General features: G+C 65.2%; 15 protein-coding genes. 10 read left to right on the forward strand and 5 right to left on the reverse strand.

Annotation, left to right across the window (positions count from 1 at the left end; genetic code table 11):
- The first annotated feature begins 96 nt into the window (after positions 1-96).
- The 3 genes from trpB (at position 97) to accD (ending at position 3230) form a co-directional block, all read left to right on the forward strand.
- The gene (gene trpB / locus IGX34_RS21255) at positions 97-1308 is read left to right on the forward strand and encodes a tryptophan synthase subunit beta (RefSeq protein WP_192557767.1); all 1212 of its coding nucleotides are present in this window, start codon (positions 97-99) and stop codon (positions 1306-1308) included.
- Positions 1305-2105 (forward strand): tryptophan synthase subunit alpha, encoded by an 801-nt coding sequence (trpA, locus tag IGX34_RS21260; protein ID WP_192557768.1) that lies wholly within the window; start codon positions 1305-1307, stop codon positions 2103-2105. Before trpB ends, trpA begins: the two co-directional genes overlap by 4 nt.
- Positions 2106-2360: 255 nt before the next feature.
- Positions 2361-3230 carry an acetyl-CoA carboxylase, carboxyltransferase subunit beta gene (gene accD, locus IGX34_RS21265; protein WP_192557769.1) on the forward strand — a complete coding sequence of 290 codons (870 nt, stop codon included), beginning with the start codon at positions 2361-2363 and terminating at the stop codon, positions 3228-3230.
- 646 nt (positions 3231-3876) lie between these two features.
- Here the strand turns inward: accD and IGX34_RS21270 are convergent.
- Together IGX34_RS21270 and IGX34_RS21275 are read right to left on the reverse strand one after the other, a co-directional pair.
- Entirely contained in the window at positions 3877-4452 is a 576-nt protein-coding gene (locus IGX34_RS21270; RefSeq protein WP_192557770.1) for a phosphatase PAP2 family protein, read from the reverse strand.
- Positions 4421-5581: a glycosyltransferase family 4 protein gene (locus IGX34_RS21275; RefSeq protein ID WP_192557771.1), complete on the reverse strand. Its 1161-nt coding sequence runs from the start codon at positions 5579-5581 to the stop codon at positions 4421-4423. Before IGX34_RS21275 ends, IGX34_RS21270 begins: the two co-directional genes overlap by 32 nt.
- 177 nt (positions 5582-5758) lie before the next feature.
- On the opposite strand from IGX34_RS21275, the gene IGX34_RS21280 reads away from it, so the two are divergent.
- The 4 genes from IGX34_RS21280 to IGX34_RS21295 all read left to right on the forward strand — a co-directional run bounded on the left by IGX34_RS21280 (position 5759) and on the right by IGX34_RS21295 (position 8586).
- Positions 5759-6193: a DUF4399 domain-containing protein gene (locus IGX34_RS21280; RefSeq protein ID WP_192557772.1), complete on the forward strand. Its 435-nt coding sequence runs from the start codon at positions 5759-5761 to the stop codon at positions 6191-6193.
- A 99-nt stretch (positions 6194-6292) separates the two neighbouring features.
- On the forward strand, positions 6293-7693 hold the full coding sequence (gltX, locus tag IGX34_RS21285) for a glutamate--tRNA ligase (protein ID WP_192557773.1): 1401 nt from the start codon (positions 6293-6295) through the stop codon (positions 7691-7693).
- Positions 7694-7789: 96 nt separating this feature from the next.
- The gene (locus tag IGX34_RS21290) at positions 7790-8059 is read left to right on the forward strand and encodes a hypothetical protein (RefSeq protein ID WP_192557774.1); all 270 of its coding nucleotides are present in this window, start codon (positions 7790-7792) and stop codon (positions 8057-8059) included.
- A gap of 107 nt (positions 8060-8166) precedes the next feature.
- Positions 8167-8586 carry a transcriptional repressor gene (locus tag IGX34_RS21295; protein WP_338015527.1) on the forward strand — a complete coding sequence of 140 codons (420 nt, stop codon included), beginning with the start codon at positions 8167-8169 and terminating at the stop codon, positions 8584-8586.
- A 2-nt stretch (positions 8587-8588) separates the two neighbouring features.
- Here the strand turns inward: IGX34_RS21295 and IGX34_RS21300 are convergent, their stop codons facing one another.
- Entirely contained in the window at positions 8589-9383 is a 795-nt protein-coding gene (locus IGX34_RS21300) for an alpha/beta hydrolase (RefSeq protein ID WP_225737680.1), read from the reverse strand.
- 155 nt (positions 9384-9538) lie between these two features.
- Between IGX34_RS21300 and IGX34_RS21305 the strand changes: the two genes are divergently transcribed.
- From IGX34_RS21305 to IGX34_RS21315, 3 genes are all read left to right on the forward strand, one after another.
- Entirely contained in the window at positions 9539-9970 is a 432-nt protein-coding gene (locus IGX34_RS21305; protein ID WP_192557776.1) for a MerC domain-containing protein, read from the forward strand.
- Between the two features lie 59 nt (positions 9971-10029).
- The gene (locus tag IGX34_RS21310) at positions 10030-11001 is read left to right on the forward strand and encodes a cation diffusion facilitator family transporter (protein ID WP_192557777.1); all 972 of its coding nucleotides are present in this window, start codon (positions 10030-10032) and stop codon (positions 10999-11001) included.
- A gap of 81 nt (positions 11002-11082) precedes the next feature.
- The gene (locus tag IGX34_RS21315; protein WP_192557778.1) at positions 11083-11247 is read left to right on the forward strand and encodes a 30S ribosomal protein THX; all 165 of its coding nucleotides are present in this window, start codon (positions 11083-11085) and stop codon (positions 11245-11247) included.
- 45 nt (positions 11248-11292) lie between these two features.
- On the opposite strand, the gene hutI is transcribed toward IGX34_RS21315, so the two are convergent.
- Both hutI and IGX34_RS21325 read right to left on the reverse strand, forming a co-directional pair.
- Positions 11293-12519 carry an imidazolonepropionase gene (gene hutI, locus IGX34_RS21320; protein ID WP_192557779.1) on the reverse strand — a complete coding sequence of 409 codons (1227 nt, stop codon included), beginning with the start codon at positions 12517-12519 and terminating at the stop codon, positions 11293-11295.
- The gene (locus IGX34_RS21325) at positions 12516-13955 is read right to left on the reverse strand and encodes a chloride channel protein (protein WP_192557780.1); all 1440 of its coding nucleotides are present in this window, start codon (positions 13953-13955) and stop codon (positions 12516-12518) included. Before IGX34_RS21325 ends, hutI begins: the two co-directional genes overlap by 4 nt.
- Positions 13956-13985 lie beyond the last annotated feature (30 nt).

Genomic DNA, 13985 nt, shown 5'->3' on the forward strand with positions numbered 1-13985 from the left:
GTAGCCATCATATCGCTTTTTCGATGGCCGGAATCGCGGTATTTTCTGCTATCTGCCCGCCAGGCGTGCAGTTTGTTCTCACAGGATTTCTGACTAATGCCCACGATCCAGAATTTCCAGAACTGGCCCGATGCCCACGGGCGATTCGGCGACTTCGGCGGCCAGTACGTGGCCGAAACCTTGATGGCCCCGCTGGCCGAACTGACCGAGGCCTACCTGCGCCTGCGCGAGGACCCGGAATTTCTGGCCGAGCTGGACCGCGACCTCACCCATTACGTGGGCCGCCCCAGCCCGATCTATCACGCCGAGCGCCTGTCCAGGCACGTCGGCGGCGCGCGCATCCTGCTCAAGCGCGAAGACCTCAATCACACCGGCGCGCACAAGATCAACAACACCATCGGCCAGGCGCTGGTGGCCAAGCGCATGGGCAAGCCGCGCGTGATCGCCGAGACCGGCGCCGGCCAGCACGGCGTGGCCAGTGCCACGGTCGCCGCGCGTTTCGGCCTGAAGTGCGTGGTGTACATGGGCGCGGTGGATATCGAGCGCCAGAAGATCAACGTATACCGCATGAAGCTGCTGGGCGCCGAAGTGATTCCGGTCACCTCCGGCTCCAAGACGCTGAAGGACGCGCTCAACGAAGCGATGCGCGACTGGGTTACCAACGTGGCCGACACCTTCTACATCATCGGCACGGTCGCCGGCCCGCATCCGTATCCGATGATGGTGCGCGATTTCAACGCCATCGTCGGTCGCGAAGCGCGGGCCCAGATGCTGGAGCAATACGGGCGCCTGCCGGATGTACTCACGGCTTGCGTCGGCGGCGGCTCCAACGCGATCGGCCTGTTCCATGCCTTCCTCAACGACCGCGAGGTACGCATGGTCGGCGCCGAGGCGGCGGGCGAGGGCATTGCCAGCGGACATCATGCGGCATCGCTGGCGGCGGGACGCCCGGGCGTGCTGCATGGCAATCGCACCTATGTGCTGTGCGACGACAACGGCCAGATCACCGAAACGCATTCGGTGTCCGCCGGCCTCGATTATCCGGGCGTGGGTCCCGAGCATGCTTTCCTGAAAGACGCCGGTCGCGCCGAGTACGTCGGGGTCACCGATGACGAGGCGCTGGAAGCGTTCCACCTGTTGGCGCGCACCGAAGGCATTCTCGCCGCGCTGGAATCCAGCCACGCCGTGGCGCAGGCGTTGAAGCTGGCGCGCGAGCTGCCGAAGGATGGCATCGTGCTGTGCAATCTTTCCGGCCGTGGCGACAAGGACGTGCACACGATTGCTGCACGCGAAGGAGTGCAAGTATGAGCCGCATCGATCGCCGTTTCGCCGCCTTGAAAGCCGCGCAGCGCACCGGCCTGATTCCTTTCATCACCGCCGGCGACCCCGCGCCGGAACACACCGTGGCGCTGATGCATGCGCTGGTCGAGGCCGGTGCGGACGTGATCGAACTGGGCGTGCCGTTCTCCGATCCGATGGCCGATGGTCCGGTGATCCAGCACGCCAGCGAGCGCGCGATTGCCAAGGGCGTAGGCCTGGCTGACGTGCTGGCCTGGGTCACGGCGTTCCGGCAGCGCGATCAGGACACGCCGATCGTGCTGATGGGCTATCTCAATCCGCTGGAAATCCACGGCTACGCGCGCTTCGCCGATGAGGCGGTGGCCGCTGGTGTCGATGGCGTGCTGGTGGTGGACTGCCCGCTGGAAGAGACCCAGGTGCTGAGTGCATTGCGTGCAGCCGGCCTGCAGCAGATTCTGCTCGCCGCGCCTACCACCGCACCCGCGCGTATGGCGCAGCTGTGCGAAGCGGCCCGAGGTTTCCTGTACTATGTATCGTTCGCCGGCATCACCGGCGCCGGACGCTTGAGTACACCGGATATCGCCGCACGCGTGGCGCAGATCCGGGCTCAGGCCAAGGCACCGGTAGCGGTCGGCTTCGGCGTCAAGGATGCGCAGAGCGCGAAAGCGATCGCCGGATTCGCCGATGCCGTGGTGATCGGCAGCGCCCTGGTCGAGCGGCTCGAAAGCGCCGGCAGCGCGCAGGAGATCGCCACGCGGGCCGGCGAATTTCTGCGCCCGATCCGCGCAGCGCTGGACGAAAGATGATTTCTCGCTCTCCCTGAGGAGGGGGCGGGCTGGGAACCAGGGGCTGCGAACCTGGGGTTCGCGACAAACCAGATAGGGAACCGCGCCGGATCCGGATGGTCCGAGCGTGATCGAGGCCGGGTCGTCCTCGCCCTTTATCTTTTCGGGATCAGCTCCATACAGGAGTGGCTCGATACGGCAAAGGGACGCGCGACATGTTCGCGTGACCGGGCGCGCCGAACAGGCGTCGCTTGTTTCCAGATTGAGGCGTATGCAATGAATTGGCTGCAAAAAATCATGACCCCGCGCGCGCGGACGCAAAGCTCCGCGGCCGGCAAGGGCAAGGTGCCCGAAGGTGTGTGGGAGAAATGCGCAGGTTGCGGTGCGGTGCTGTACCGGCCGGAGCTGGAGCGCAACCTCATGGTGTGCCCCAAGTGCAGCCATCACCACGCGATCGGTGCGCGCGAGCGCCTGCTGGCGCTGTTCGACGAAGGCAGCACGCAGGAACACTGGGCCAATCTGGAGCCCACCGATCCGCTGAAATTCCGCGATTCGAAGAAATACCGCGACCGCATCGTCGCCGCGCAGAAATCCACCGGTGAAAAAGATGCGCTGATCGCGCTGAGCGGCAAGCTCAAGGACAAGCCGCTGATGGCGGTGGCGTTCGAGTTCTCCTACATGGGCGGCTCGATGGGTTCGGTGGTGGGCGAGAAATTCACCCGCGCCGCCGAGCGCGCGCTGGCCGAACGCAGCGCACTGGTGTGCTTCTCCGCCAGCGGCGGTGCGCGCATGCAGGAGGCGTTGTTCTCGCTGATGCAGATGGCCAAGACGTCCGCCGCCCTGGCGCGGCTGCGCGAAGCCGGCGTGCCTTACATCAGCGTGCTGACCGACCCCACCACCGGCGGCGTCTCGGCGAGCCTGGCGATGCTGGGCGATATCAACGTGGCCGAGCCGAAGGCGCAGATCGGCTTTGCCGGCCGGCGCGTGATCGAGCAGACCGTGCGCGAGACCTTGCCCGAAGGCTTCCAGCGCTCGGAGTTCCTGCTTGAGCATGGTGCGATCGACATGATCGTCGACCGTCGCGAGATGCGCGACAAGCTGGCCGACGTGCTCAACATCCTGCGCAAGGTGCCGCGCGCGGCGTGAGTCATCGCTGCATGGGTGCAAACAAAGCCGCCGCAAGGCGGCTTTGTTGTTTTCTCAACCGCTCTTCCGGCTTGCCTTTCGCCCTCTCCCTTCGGGGAGAGGGCCGGAGTGAGGGGGCGCGCTTGCGCGCATCTGCATCCTTGCACCGAATGAGTGGCCGAAAGAGTGCTGCAGCGGCGATGTTCCTTCGTCGCAAAATTGCCTCTCACCCCAACCCTTCCCCGAAGGGGAGAGGGAGCAACAGCGCATTGGGTTTTCCACAATAAATGTGGACGGCCTCTGGACAAGCCTGTGGAAAAGCCTCCGATCACATTGCGCCATCAAGCACTTGGCACGCAGTGATGAAAGTTTGCGCAGAAAGTGCGCGCAGTTTTCCACAGCGACTGTGGAAAGTATCCGGTAGAGCTTGTGGATAGGTGTCGTATGTCATTGACCGCAAAGTATGTGAGCACGGTGTGACGAACGAATGAGCAGCGCAAACTTTGCGCACCGCTGCGCATGCGTTGCGCGTTGCGCGAGGTTTTCCACAGCGATTGTGGAAAGCAGCCGGTAGAGCTTGTGGATAGATGCGCTATGTCGTTGAGTGCAAAGCGTGTGGCTACGGCGTGACGATGAATTGCTCAGCGCACGCAACAGCGATCGGCAACTACGCCAGCAACTGCGGTGCGCTGTGCACCAGCCACAGCGACAGGCTGCCCAGGCCGCTGCCGACCACGATCGCAGCCAGCACGTCGCTCGGATAATGCAGCCCCAGAATCACCCGCGATGCCGCCACCAGTGCGGTGAAGGTGAGCAGCAGCGGCGCCAGCAGCGGATACCAGGCCAGCGCCACGATGGTGAAGCCCACCGCTTGCAGCGTGTGACCGGAGGGGAAGCTGAATTCGTCCAGCGGCGGCACATGGGCGATCACGCCGGGGCAGGTGCGGAACGGACGCGGACGGCGCGTCCAGCGCTTCAGGATGCGGTACAGCAGCAGCGCGACCAGGCCGGTGGCGGCCATGTGGGCGGCGGCTTCCAGGCCGCGGCGACCATCGATCAAAACCAGCGCCAGCATCAGCGCGTACCAGAAAATGCCATCGCCGAGACGGCTGACGATACCGAAGAACAAACCTACTGCATGCCGCGCACCCCAGCGATTGGCGGCGATGCACATGCGGCGGTCGAACGCATGGCGGGGCAGGGCAACCTGGTCAGGCAGGTGCGATGGTGACATGGCGCTCATGCACGTTCTCCTCGACCAGTTGGTTTAGTTGACTTTCGAATTCGCGGATCACCGCTTCCGGCGACAGCCGCTCCACACTCGCTACTGCGGCGGTACCCATCTGGCGGATCAGGCCGGTGTTGCTGGCCAGCGTCACTGCCGCGGCGGTGAAGGCCTCGGCATCGCCGGAGTTGATGCGGAAACCGTTGACGCCATCGATCAGATGCTCGCGCGCCGCGCCTTCGTTGTAGGCCACTACCGGCAGGCCGGCGGACAGCGCTTCCAGGATCACGTTGCCGAAGGTTTCGCTGAGGCTGGGGAAGGGGAACAGATCCGCGCTGGCGTAGTGCGCCGCGAGCGTCTCGTCGCGCTTCATGCCGGCGAAGATGAAATCCGGATTGGCCGCCTGCAGCGCCGCGCGGGCCGGGCCGTCGCCCACCCACACATAGCGCGCATTCGGCACCTTTTGCTGGATGGCGCGGAAAGTCGCCACTGCCAGGTCGAGATTCTTTTCCGGCGCGATGCGGCCTACGTACAGCACTACCGGCGTATCCGCATCCACGCCCCAGCTTGCGCGCAGCGCTTCATCGCGCCGGGACGGATGGAACAACTTGGTATCCACCGCGCGGCGCAGCAGGCGTGCATGGTCCACGCCCATCGCGGCGAGTTCCGCGGCGAGTGCATCGGTGGGCACCAGGGTGATGTTGGCGCGGCAGTGGAAGCGGCGCAGATAGCCGTGCACCACCGGAGTGAGGAAACCTACGCCGTAATGGTCGGCATAGGTGTCGAAGCGGGTATGGAAGCCGGTGGCGACGGGAATGCCGAGCTTGACGGCAGTTTTCACGGCCGAGCGCCCCAGGGGGCCTTCGGTAGCGACATAGATCACGTCGGGGCGCTGTTCCGTCCAGCGCTTGCGCAAGGTGCGCGGCGCCGGCAGGCCGAAGCGCAGGCCGGGATAGCGAGGCAGGGCGGCGCCGCGGGTTTCCAGGGCGTCGATGCCCGGTTCGTCGGCGTGGCTGACGTTCTGGCGGGGACGGATCAGATCGATCGCATGGCCGTGAGCGGCCAGACCGGTCGCCAGACCATGCACGGTGAGGGCAACACCGTTGATCTCCGGCGGATACGTCTCGCTGATGATGCCGATACGCATGGCGCATCCTCGTCTTGTACGGCAGTAGCCTGCGCCCGCGTGATTTCGTGCAGGTGGCGGACACGTGACAAGGCGGTTACGCGTATGACGAAATGCAGAAAACGATGTAAGCCGGCGAATAACAATTTGGGCTAGATTGCCGGCATCAGGTTTTGTCCACGGTCAAGGAGAACGCTCATGAAACGTCTATTGCTCGCCCTGGCACTGCTGACTACCGCAGGCTACGCCGTCGCTGCCGCCACGCCCGGGCTGCCGGTCACCAAGGCCACGGCCGGGGCGGAGGTCTACATCATCTCGCCGCAGGACGGCGCCACGGTGCCGCAGACCTTCACCGTCCGCTTCGGCCTCAAGGGCATGGGCGTTGCGCCCGCCGGCGTGGAGCACAAGGACACCGGCCACCACCATCTGCTGGTGGACGTGAAGGAGCTGCCTGCCGCCGGCACGCCGATTCCCAAGGATGAGCAGCACATCCATTTCGGTGGCGGCCAGACCGAAACCACGCTCAAGCTCGCGCCCGGCACGCACACCCTGCAGCTGGAACTGGGCGATTCGAACCACATTCCGTTCGACCCGCCGCTGCTGTCCAAGCCGATCACGGTACATGTGAAGTAAGCCGGCGCCCCTGGCGATGCCCCTCTCCTGCGGGAGAGGGGAGTTCGGCCGCGGTATCGGTTAAAATTTCCCGTTCCGTCCTGGCGCAACGCAGAAATCATGACCGTCCGCACTCGCTTCGCTCCCAGCCCCACCGGCTTCCTGCACATCGGCGGTGCCCGTACCGCGCTGTACTGCTGGCTGGAGGCGCGTCGCCGCGGCGGTGAATTCCTGCTGCGCATCGAGGACACCGACCGCGAGCGTTCCACCGATGCCGCCGTGCAGGCCATCCTCGACGCCATGCAGTGGCTGCAGCTGGGCGCCGACGAGGCGCCGATCTACCAGACCCACCGCCTGGCCCGCTACAAGCAGGTAGCCGACGCATTGCTGGCGGCCGGCAAGGCCTACTACGCCTACGAGAGCAAGGACGAAATCGAGGCCATGCGCGAGGCCGCCATGGCCCGCGGCGAGAAGCCCCGCTACAACGGCTACTACCGCGACCGCAACGAGCCGTATCGCGAGGATCCCAATCGCGTCATCCGTTTCAAGAACCCGCTGGAAGGATCGGTGGTGTTCGAGGACAAGGTGAAGGGCAGGGTGGAGTGGGCCAATGCCGAGCTGGACGATCTGGTGATCTTCCGCTCCGATGGCTGGCCTACCTACAACTTCGCGGTGGTAGTCGACGATATCGACATGGGCATCACCGAAGTGATCCGCGGCGACGACCACGTCAACAACACGCCGCGCCAGATCAATATCTATCACGCGCTCGGCGCCAAGGTGCCGGAGTTTGCGCACTTGCCGATGATCCTGGACAAGGAAGGCAAGAAGCTGTCCAAGCGCACCAATTCGGTCAGCGTGATGGAATATCGCGAAAGCGGTTTCCTGCCGCACGCCATTCTCAATTACCTGGTGCGCCTGGGCTGGTCGCATGGCGACCAGGAAATTTTCTCGCGCGATGAAATGATCGCGCTGTTCGACGCGGGCGACGTCAACAAGGCGGCCTCGCGCTTCGATACCGAAAAACTGCTGTGGCTCAACCAGCACTACCTCAAGAGCGACGATCCGCAAAGCCTGGTACCGGAATTCAGCTGGCATCTGGCGCGTGCCGGCATCGATACCGGCAACGGGCCGGCTCCGGCGGATGTGATTGTCGCCCTGCGCGATCGCGTGCATACGCTGAAGGAAATGGCCGAGCGCGCTGCCATCTGGTACGGCCCGATCACCGAGTGGGACGACAAGGCCATTGCCAAGCACCTGAAGAACGACAGCGCGGCAGCGGTGCTGCAGGCGGCGCGCGAACTGCTGGCCACCTGCGCGTGGCAGCCCGAGCCGATCCATCAGGTGATCGAGCAGGTGGCCGCGAAGCTGGAACTGGGCATGGGCAAGATCGCCCAGCCGCTGCGCGTGGCGATGACCGGTACGCAGGTTTCGCCGTCGATCGATCACACCATTTATCTGACCGGCCGCGACGTAGCGCTCAAGCGCATCGACGATGCACTTGCGCTGGCGCAGGGGTGATGCGCGCTTGATCCGCGAATAAGCTGGCATTTCGTGCGGGTTCGTTGGGTTACGCTGCGCTAACCCAACCTACCCCAACCTACACGGCGTGCGGCGATGGATGAATTGCTGGCCAAGGCTACCCAAGGTGTCGATCCGGACTCGCCTGGCGCGTTCATTCACATCTTCCTCAACCTGATGAACATGATTCCCTGGGTCGCGCTGTTCTGGTGGAACCTGGGCTTCATCGCGGTGGGCGCCTTGCTTGGCTGGTGGCGCGGGCGCCTGCTGACCGGTATCGTCTGGGCGCTGGTATTGGGGCCGATCGGCTGGATTGTCGTGCTGGCCGCCCCCAAATCCGCCAGACCGCCGCCGCTGCCGCGCTGAGGGCATGCCGGCGCGGTGTATCATTCGCGAAGAGGTGACTCCCGTTGAGCAACAGTACGTCCGGCAAAGCGCACGCCCATCACCACCACGAGACGCCCCATGAACTCGTGGCCGCGGTGGAGCATGCCAGCGAAGAGCGCGGGCTGCGCCTCACGCCGCTGCGCAAGGAAGTGCTGGAACTGATTGCCGCCGCCGGCAAGCCGGTCAAGGCCTACGATCTGCTCGACCATCTGCGCGAGCGCCACGGCAACGCGGCGCCGCCCACGGTTTACCGCGCGCTGGATTTCCTGCTCGAGCACGGCTTTATCCATAAGCTGGAATCGATCAACGCATTTGTCTCTTGCCATCACCCGGCCGAAGCGCATCAGGTGCCGTTCCTGATCTGCGATGTCTGTTCCAGCGCGCAGGAAGTGTGCGACGAGCGCGTCGCCGAATTGATCGAGGCGCAGGCCCGGGCCTTCGGCTTCCGGCCGCAGGCGCAGACTCTGGAAGTGCACGGCATCTGCAAGAACTGCGTGAAGGCCTGAGGTCAGCGCGCCAGCTGCGCGTCCATCCAGCTGGCGATGGCGTCCACCACTTTGTTCTCGATGCCGTAGTAACCGTGCGGCGTCAGCGAGCCGCACGTATTCGCCGAACGCTGCTCGCCGCCACTCACGTAGATCACATTCACTGCCGGCGAGGCCGTCATCGCTGCCGCGATGCGCGCCGCGTTGGCGGGCGGCGCGACCTTGCATTGATCATCGTGATTGGCCACCACCAGGGCCGGCACGCGTACTTTGCCGGGGTCGGCCATGAATACCGTTTCATGGCTACCGCCCAGCACCGATACGGATTCGGTCAGCACCACGCCCGCCAGCGTGGCAGGGGCAAGATGCGCGGCGCCATTCATCGCGGCGATCGAACCCTGGCTGGTGCCGAGCAGAAATACCGGGCCGGGAGACTGCTGCTGGGCGAACTGCACCAGTGCGCCGACCAGCGCCGGATAGGCCGGCGAACTGCGCATGCCGCGCAGGTTGTCGCCATCGAGCGCATCGGGAATCACTACGGCGTAACCGCGAGCCGCCCACAGTGCGCGCGTGCGCACCACGAAGTTGTCGTCATGACGCAGATCGCCATCGCGGCGGATGCCCACGTCGCCGGCGCCGCCCGGCAGCATCACGATGCTTGCTTTCGGCTGCGCAGGCGCCAGATACAGCACGCGCTGATGGCCGCCGCCGGGTGCCGGAAGATCCATCGTGCGCTCGGCCTGAGGGCTGGCGAAGGTAGCAGGCGGGAGCAGCGCGGCAAGGCTCAGCGCGAGGAAGCAGGGCAGTCGACGGTTCATGGGATAGGTAGCGGTGGGCTGATGGGAGGCAACGTTGCACGGGCCTTCCGGTGTACTCAAGTTGCCGCTTGCGTGTCCGGGCTAGGTGTTATAATGTATCAATTCTTCTCGCCGGCATCGCCGGCGCCACTTTGTCTGGTGTAGTCCCCCACCCCATGGATTCCACGCCAACGCCGCAAACCTCCCGCTGGTGGAACCTGGCCGATCGCCTTGGTGCGACTGCTTCGTTCCTCTGCGCCATCCACTGCGCCGCCCTGCCGTTCGTGCTGGCCATTCTGCCCCTGCTGGGGCTGACCTTCCTGGCCAACCACGCGTTCGAGCGCGGCTTCGTGCTGTTCGCCAGCGCACTGGCCCTGTTCGCCCTGGTCAATGGCTATCGCCGGCATCATCGCTCGCTGCCGTTGCGGCTGGCCTTGCCCGGTCTGCTCCTGCTGGTGATGGGCGTCACCGTGGCCGAGAACATCTCGATCATCCTGCACAGCGTGCTGGTGACATGCGGTGGCCTGCTGGTGGCCAGCGCGCATTTCGTAAACCTGCGCCTCGATCGCCAGCTCGGCCACGAACACGGCCCGCACTGCGCGCACTGAATCTTCGTTCCGTTGCGCAGTGATTGTGTAACGGCCGCATCGCTTCCTAGCATTGTTGAATGAATCACGCGCATAGCCATGCCTGCGAGCATCACCACGACCATTCCCCGGCAGCGGGAACGGCCGGGCGCGAGCGCAAATTACTCATAGCGGTAGTACTTACCGCCGGCATGATGCTGGCCGAAGTGGCGGGTGGATGGTGGTCGGGCTCGCTGGCGCTGCTGGCCGATGCCGGACATATGCTGGTCGACAGCGCGGCGCTGGTGCTGGCCTTGTTTGCCGCGCGCATGGCACGCCGTCCGGCCGATGCGCAGCGCACTTACGGCTATGGCCGCATGGAAGTGCTGGCCGGTTTCGTCAATGCGCTCACCCAGTTCGTGCTGGTGGGTTTTATCGCCTACGAGGCCATTGCGCGCTTCTTCAAGCCGGTGGAGATTCTTTCTGGCGTGATGCTGGGCGTGGCGGTGCTTGGTTTGCTGGTCAATCTGATCGTGCTGCGCAGCCTGCATGGCCATTCGCATGAAGACGTGAACATCGGCGCCGCCAGCCTGCATGTGCTGGGCGATCTGCTCGGTTCGGTCGGCGCGATTGCGGCGGCGCTGCTGGTGCGCTGGATGGGCTGGAACTGGGCCGATCCGTTGCTTTCGCTGCTGGTGTCGCTGCTGATCCTGCGCAGCGCGTGGCAATTGCTGCGCCGTTCCACGCATATCCTGCTGGAAGGCGTGCCGGAAGGCATGGACACCAAGGATGTGGAAGCCGCCTTGCGCGGCGCCGATACGGCAATTCGCGACGTACACCATCTGCACGTATGGCAGCTGGCCTCCGGCTCGCGCATGGCCACGCTGCATCTGGAACTGCATGAGCAGGGCGACGGCGCACGCGTTTTGACCGCGGTGAATCGCACGCTGCTGGAACGCTTCGGCATCCGTCACACCACGGTGCAGATCGATCCGGGCGATTGCCCCGACGGCAGCCCGGGCTGCAGCGCCCAGCAGGGCCACGTGGCGGTGCATTCCCACCATCATCACTGAGCCGGGGGCGCGCTTGCGCTTTGGCTTGCCGCTGCTAGGATGATTGGCCATCCACAAGCAGTACGAAGCAAGGAGTTTCCCATGGGTAAGGGCGATCGCAAGACCCGTCGCGGCAAGACCTATCGCGGCAGCTACGGCAACACCCGCGTGCATGGCGCGCAGCCTGCTGTTGCCGGCGCCAAGGCCACCGTGACTAAGCCGGCTGCCGTCAAGAAGGCCGCCGCACCGAAAAAGAAATCGGCCTGAGCCATTGTGCTCGCCGCAAAGCCCTCGCCACCGCGAGGGCTTTTTTTATGCCGCAGCGTTGACCGCCACGCCGCCGAGCCAGACCTGGCGCACCAGGCCGCCGCCGACCCAGTAGCAGAGCTCGGCCGGCTGGCGCACCTGCCACGCGACCAGATCGGCGCGCTTGCCGACTGCCAGCGTGCCGCGATCGGACAGGTTCAGCGCGCGCGCCGCGTTCACCGTCACGCCGCGCAAGGCTTCTTCCGGGGTGAGCCGGAACAAGGTGCAGGCCATATTGGCGGCCAGGCGCAGCGACAGCAGGGGCGAGGTGCCGGGATTGCAGTCGGTGGCGATCGCCATCGCCACGCCATGCGAGCGCAAGGCATCCACCGGCGGCAGCTTGGTTTCGCGCAAGGCGTAAAACGCGCCGGGCAGCAGCACGGCAACGGTGCCGGCGCGCGCCATGGCCTGGATGCCGGCATCGCTGAGGTATTCGAGATGATCGGCGGACAAGCCGCCGAACTCGGCCACCAGCGCCGCACCATCCAGATCGGACAACTGCTCCGCATGCAGCTTCACGCGCAGCCCCAGTTGCCGCGCGTGCTCGAATACCCGCTGCGTTTCTGCACGCGTGAAACCGATGCCTTCGCAGAACGCATCCACGGCATCCACCAGGCCTTCATTGGCCAGCACCGGCAGCAATGCGTTGCAGACCAGGGCGACGTAGTCATCGCGGCGGTCCTTGTACTCCGGCGGCAGTGCATGCAGGCCCAGAAAGCTGGTCTGCACATGCACGCCGAGCGTTTCGCCGATGCGCCTGGCTACGCGCAGCATGCGCCGTTCTGCTTCCAGCTCCAGTCCGTAGCCGGATTTGATTTCCAGCGTGGTGACGCCATCGGCCAGCAGGGCGCGTGCGCGTGGCAGCGACTGGGCGAGCAGCTCGTCCTCGCTCGCGTGGCGGGTGGCGCGTACGGTCGAGACGATGCCGCCGCCGGCGCGCGCGATGTCTTCGTAGCTGGCGCCATTGAGGCGCAAATCGAATTCCTGCGCGCGATCGCCGCCGAAGACCAGATGCGTGTGGCAATCGATCAGGCCCGGCGTAACCAGGGCTCCTTCCAGGTTATGCACCTCCAGCGCGGCCGCGGCGGAAGCGGCGGGCAGGTCGCGCATCGCGCCGATCCAGGCGATACGGCCATCCTGGCAGGCAATTGCCGCATCGGTGATCAGTCCATAGCTGGCTTCGCCCACGAAGGTGGCCAGCGAAGCATGCGTCAGCAAAAGATCCCAGTTCATGGCTTGGATTCGTCGGTTGGCGTGATGGGGACCGGTGCGGCGGGTTCGCCGTAGGTGCTGGTTGGGCCGATATCCTCGGCCTGGGCAGGTTTTACTTGCTGCCGCTCGTAGTCCTGGATCATGCGTTCGGCGAAATCCCGGTACACCGGCGTGGGGCAGAAAATCGAGGCGGCTGCGCGCGCAAGCAGGCAGGCGGCCATGATCGGTATCACCATCTCCTGGTTGTTGGTCAGTTCCATCGCGATCACCGCCGAGGTAAGCGGCGCGCCGGTGACCCCGGACAAATACGCGCTCATGCCCAGCAGCACCACCGCCGCCTCTGGTGCATGCGGCAGCAGCAGGGCGATGTTGTGGCCCAGGCCCGCGCCGACCGCCAGGGCAGGCGAGAAAATGCCGCCGGGAATGCCGGCCCAGTACGACACCACATTGGCCAGCAATTTCGCGAAGCCGAAGCTGTGCCCGGGCGTGGTGGAGGCTTCCTGCACAAAGGCGCGCGCCTGCGCATAGCCGGTGCCGTATACCGCGTCGTGCGACAGCACGCCGATCAGCGCCAACGCCAGGCCGCAGGCGCCCGCAAACCACACCGGATGACGCTCGCGCAGGCGCCCGATGGCGGCGAGCGGACCGCTGCGGCTGAGCAGGATCAGGCGCGCAAACAAGCCGCCCGCCAGCCCGCAGCCGATGCCGCACTCCAGCACGGCCAGCCAGGCATGGCCCAGCGGCAGGCTGGCCTGCACGGTGCCGAAGTAGGCGTAGTTGCCGACGATACCGAGCGACACCACGCCGCCGACAAATACCGAGGTCAGCAACAAGCCGCTGAAACGATGTTCGAAAGTGCCGGCCAGTTCTTCGATGGCAAACACCACGCCGGCCAGCGGCGTGTTGAATGCGGCTGCGATACCCGCGGCGCCACCGGCCAGGATGAAGCGCGAAAGCGCCTTGGAATCGTCAAAGCCGAAGCGGCGCCCGAGCCAGTACATCAAGCCCGCGCCGACATGCACGGTGGGTCCTTCGCGGCCGATCGAGGCGCCCGCCATCAAGGCCAGCAAGGTCAGCACCATCTTGCTGGCGGCGATCGGCAAGGCCAGCATGCGCGAGCGAAAGCCTTCGTCGTCGATATGGATGGTGGCAATCACCTGCGGAATGCCGCTGCCGCGCGAGGCGCGCAGCTTGCCGTCGGTCACCCACGACAGCAGCGCGAACACGACTGGCGTCAGCAGCAGCGGAATCCAGATCCCGTGCGCCAGGATCTTCTGGAACAGGGCATAGGCCCAGTCGCTGGCCTTGGCAAACAGGATGGCCGCCAGCGCGACCAGAATCGCGCCACTCCACAGGGCGATGCGCCGCTTCCATTGATAGGGCGCGAAGAATTCATGACCGAGCACCGCACGCAGACGCGGATTGGCGGCCTTCGAGGGATCGGCGGATTCGGGCATTTGCCGATTATGACAGAACGCCCAAAGCCG

It is taken from the genome of Dyella acidiphila, from assembly GCF_014863405.1.
Lineage (GTDB): Bacteria > Pseudomonadota > Gammaproteobacteria > Xanthomonadales > Rhodanobacteraceae > Dyella_B > Dyella_B acidiphila.

Bases quoted from the DNA above. Each gene is read 5' to 3' on its own strand.
- trpB (WP_192557767.1), top strand. From the start codon at position 97: ATGCCCACGATCCAGAATTTCCAGAACTGGCCCGATGCCCACGGGCGA.
- IGX34_RS21315 (WP_192557778.1), top strand. From the start codon at position 11,083: ATGGGTAAGGGCGATCGCAAGACCCGTCGCGGCAAGACCTATCGCGGC.
- gltX (WP_192557773.1), top strand. From the start codon at position 6,293: ATGACCGTCCGCACTCGCTTCGCTCCCAGCCCCACCGGCTTCCTGCAC.
- IGX34_RS21290 (WP_192557774.1), top strand. From the start codon at position 7,790: ATGGATGAATTGCTGGCCAAGGCTACCCAAGGTGTCGATCCGGACTCG.
- IGX34_RS21310 (WP_192557777.1), top strand. From the start codon at position 10,030: ATGAATCACGCGCATAGCCATGCCTGCGAGCATCACCACGACCATTCC.
- IGX34_RS21280 (WP_192557772.1), top strand. From the start codon at position 5,759: ATGAAACGTCTATTGCTCGCCCTGGCACTGCTGACTACCGCAGGCTAC.
- hutI (WP_192557779.1), bottom strand. From the start codon at position 12,519: ATGAACTGGGATCTTTTGCTGACGCATGCTTCGCTGGCCACCTTCGTG.
- IGX34_RS21270 (WP_192557770.1), bottom strand. From the start codon at position 4,452: ATGAGCGCCATGTCACCATCGCACCTGCCTGACCAGGTTGCCCTGCCC.
- trpA (WP_192557768.1), top strand. From the start codon at position 1,305: ATGAGCCGCATCGATCGCCGTTTCGCCGCCTTGAAAGCCGCGCAGCGC.
- IGX34_RS21325 (WP_192557780.1), bottom strand. From the start codon at position 13,955: ATGCCCGAATCCGCCGATCCCTCGAAGGCCGCCAATCCGCGTCTGCGT.
- IGX34_RS21305 (WP_192557776.1), top strand. From the start codon at position 9,539: ATGGATTCCACGCCAACGCCGCAAACCTCCCGCTGGTGGAACCTGGCC.
- accD (WP_192557769.1), top strand. From the start codon at position 2,361: ATGAATTGGCTGCAAAAAATCATGACCCCGCGCGCGCGGACGCAAAGC.
- IGX34_RS21275 (WP_192557771.1), bottom strand. From the start codon at position 5,581: ATGCGTATCGGCATCATCAGCGAGACGTATCCGCCGGAGATCAACGGT.
- IGX34_RS21300 (WP_225737680.1), bottom strand. From the start codon at position 9,383: ATGAACCGTCGACTGCCCTGCTTCCTCGCGCTGAGCCTTGCCGCGCTG.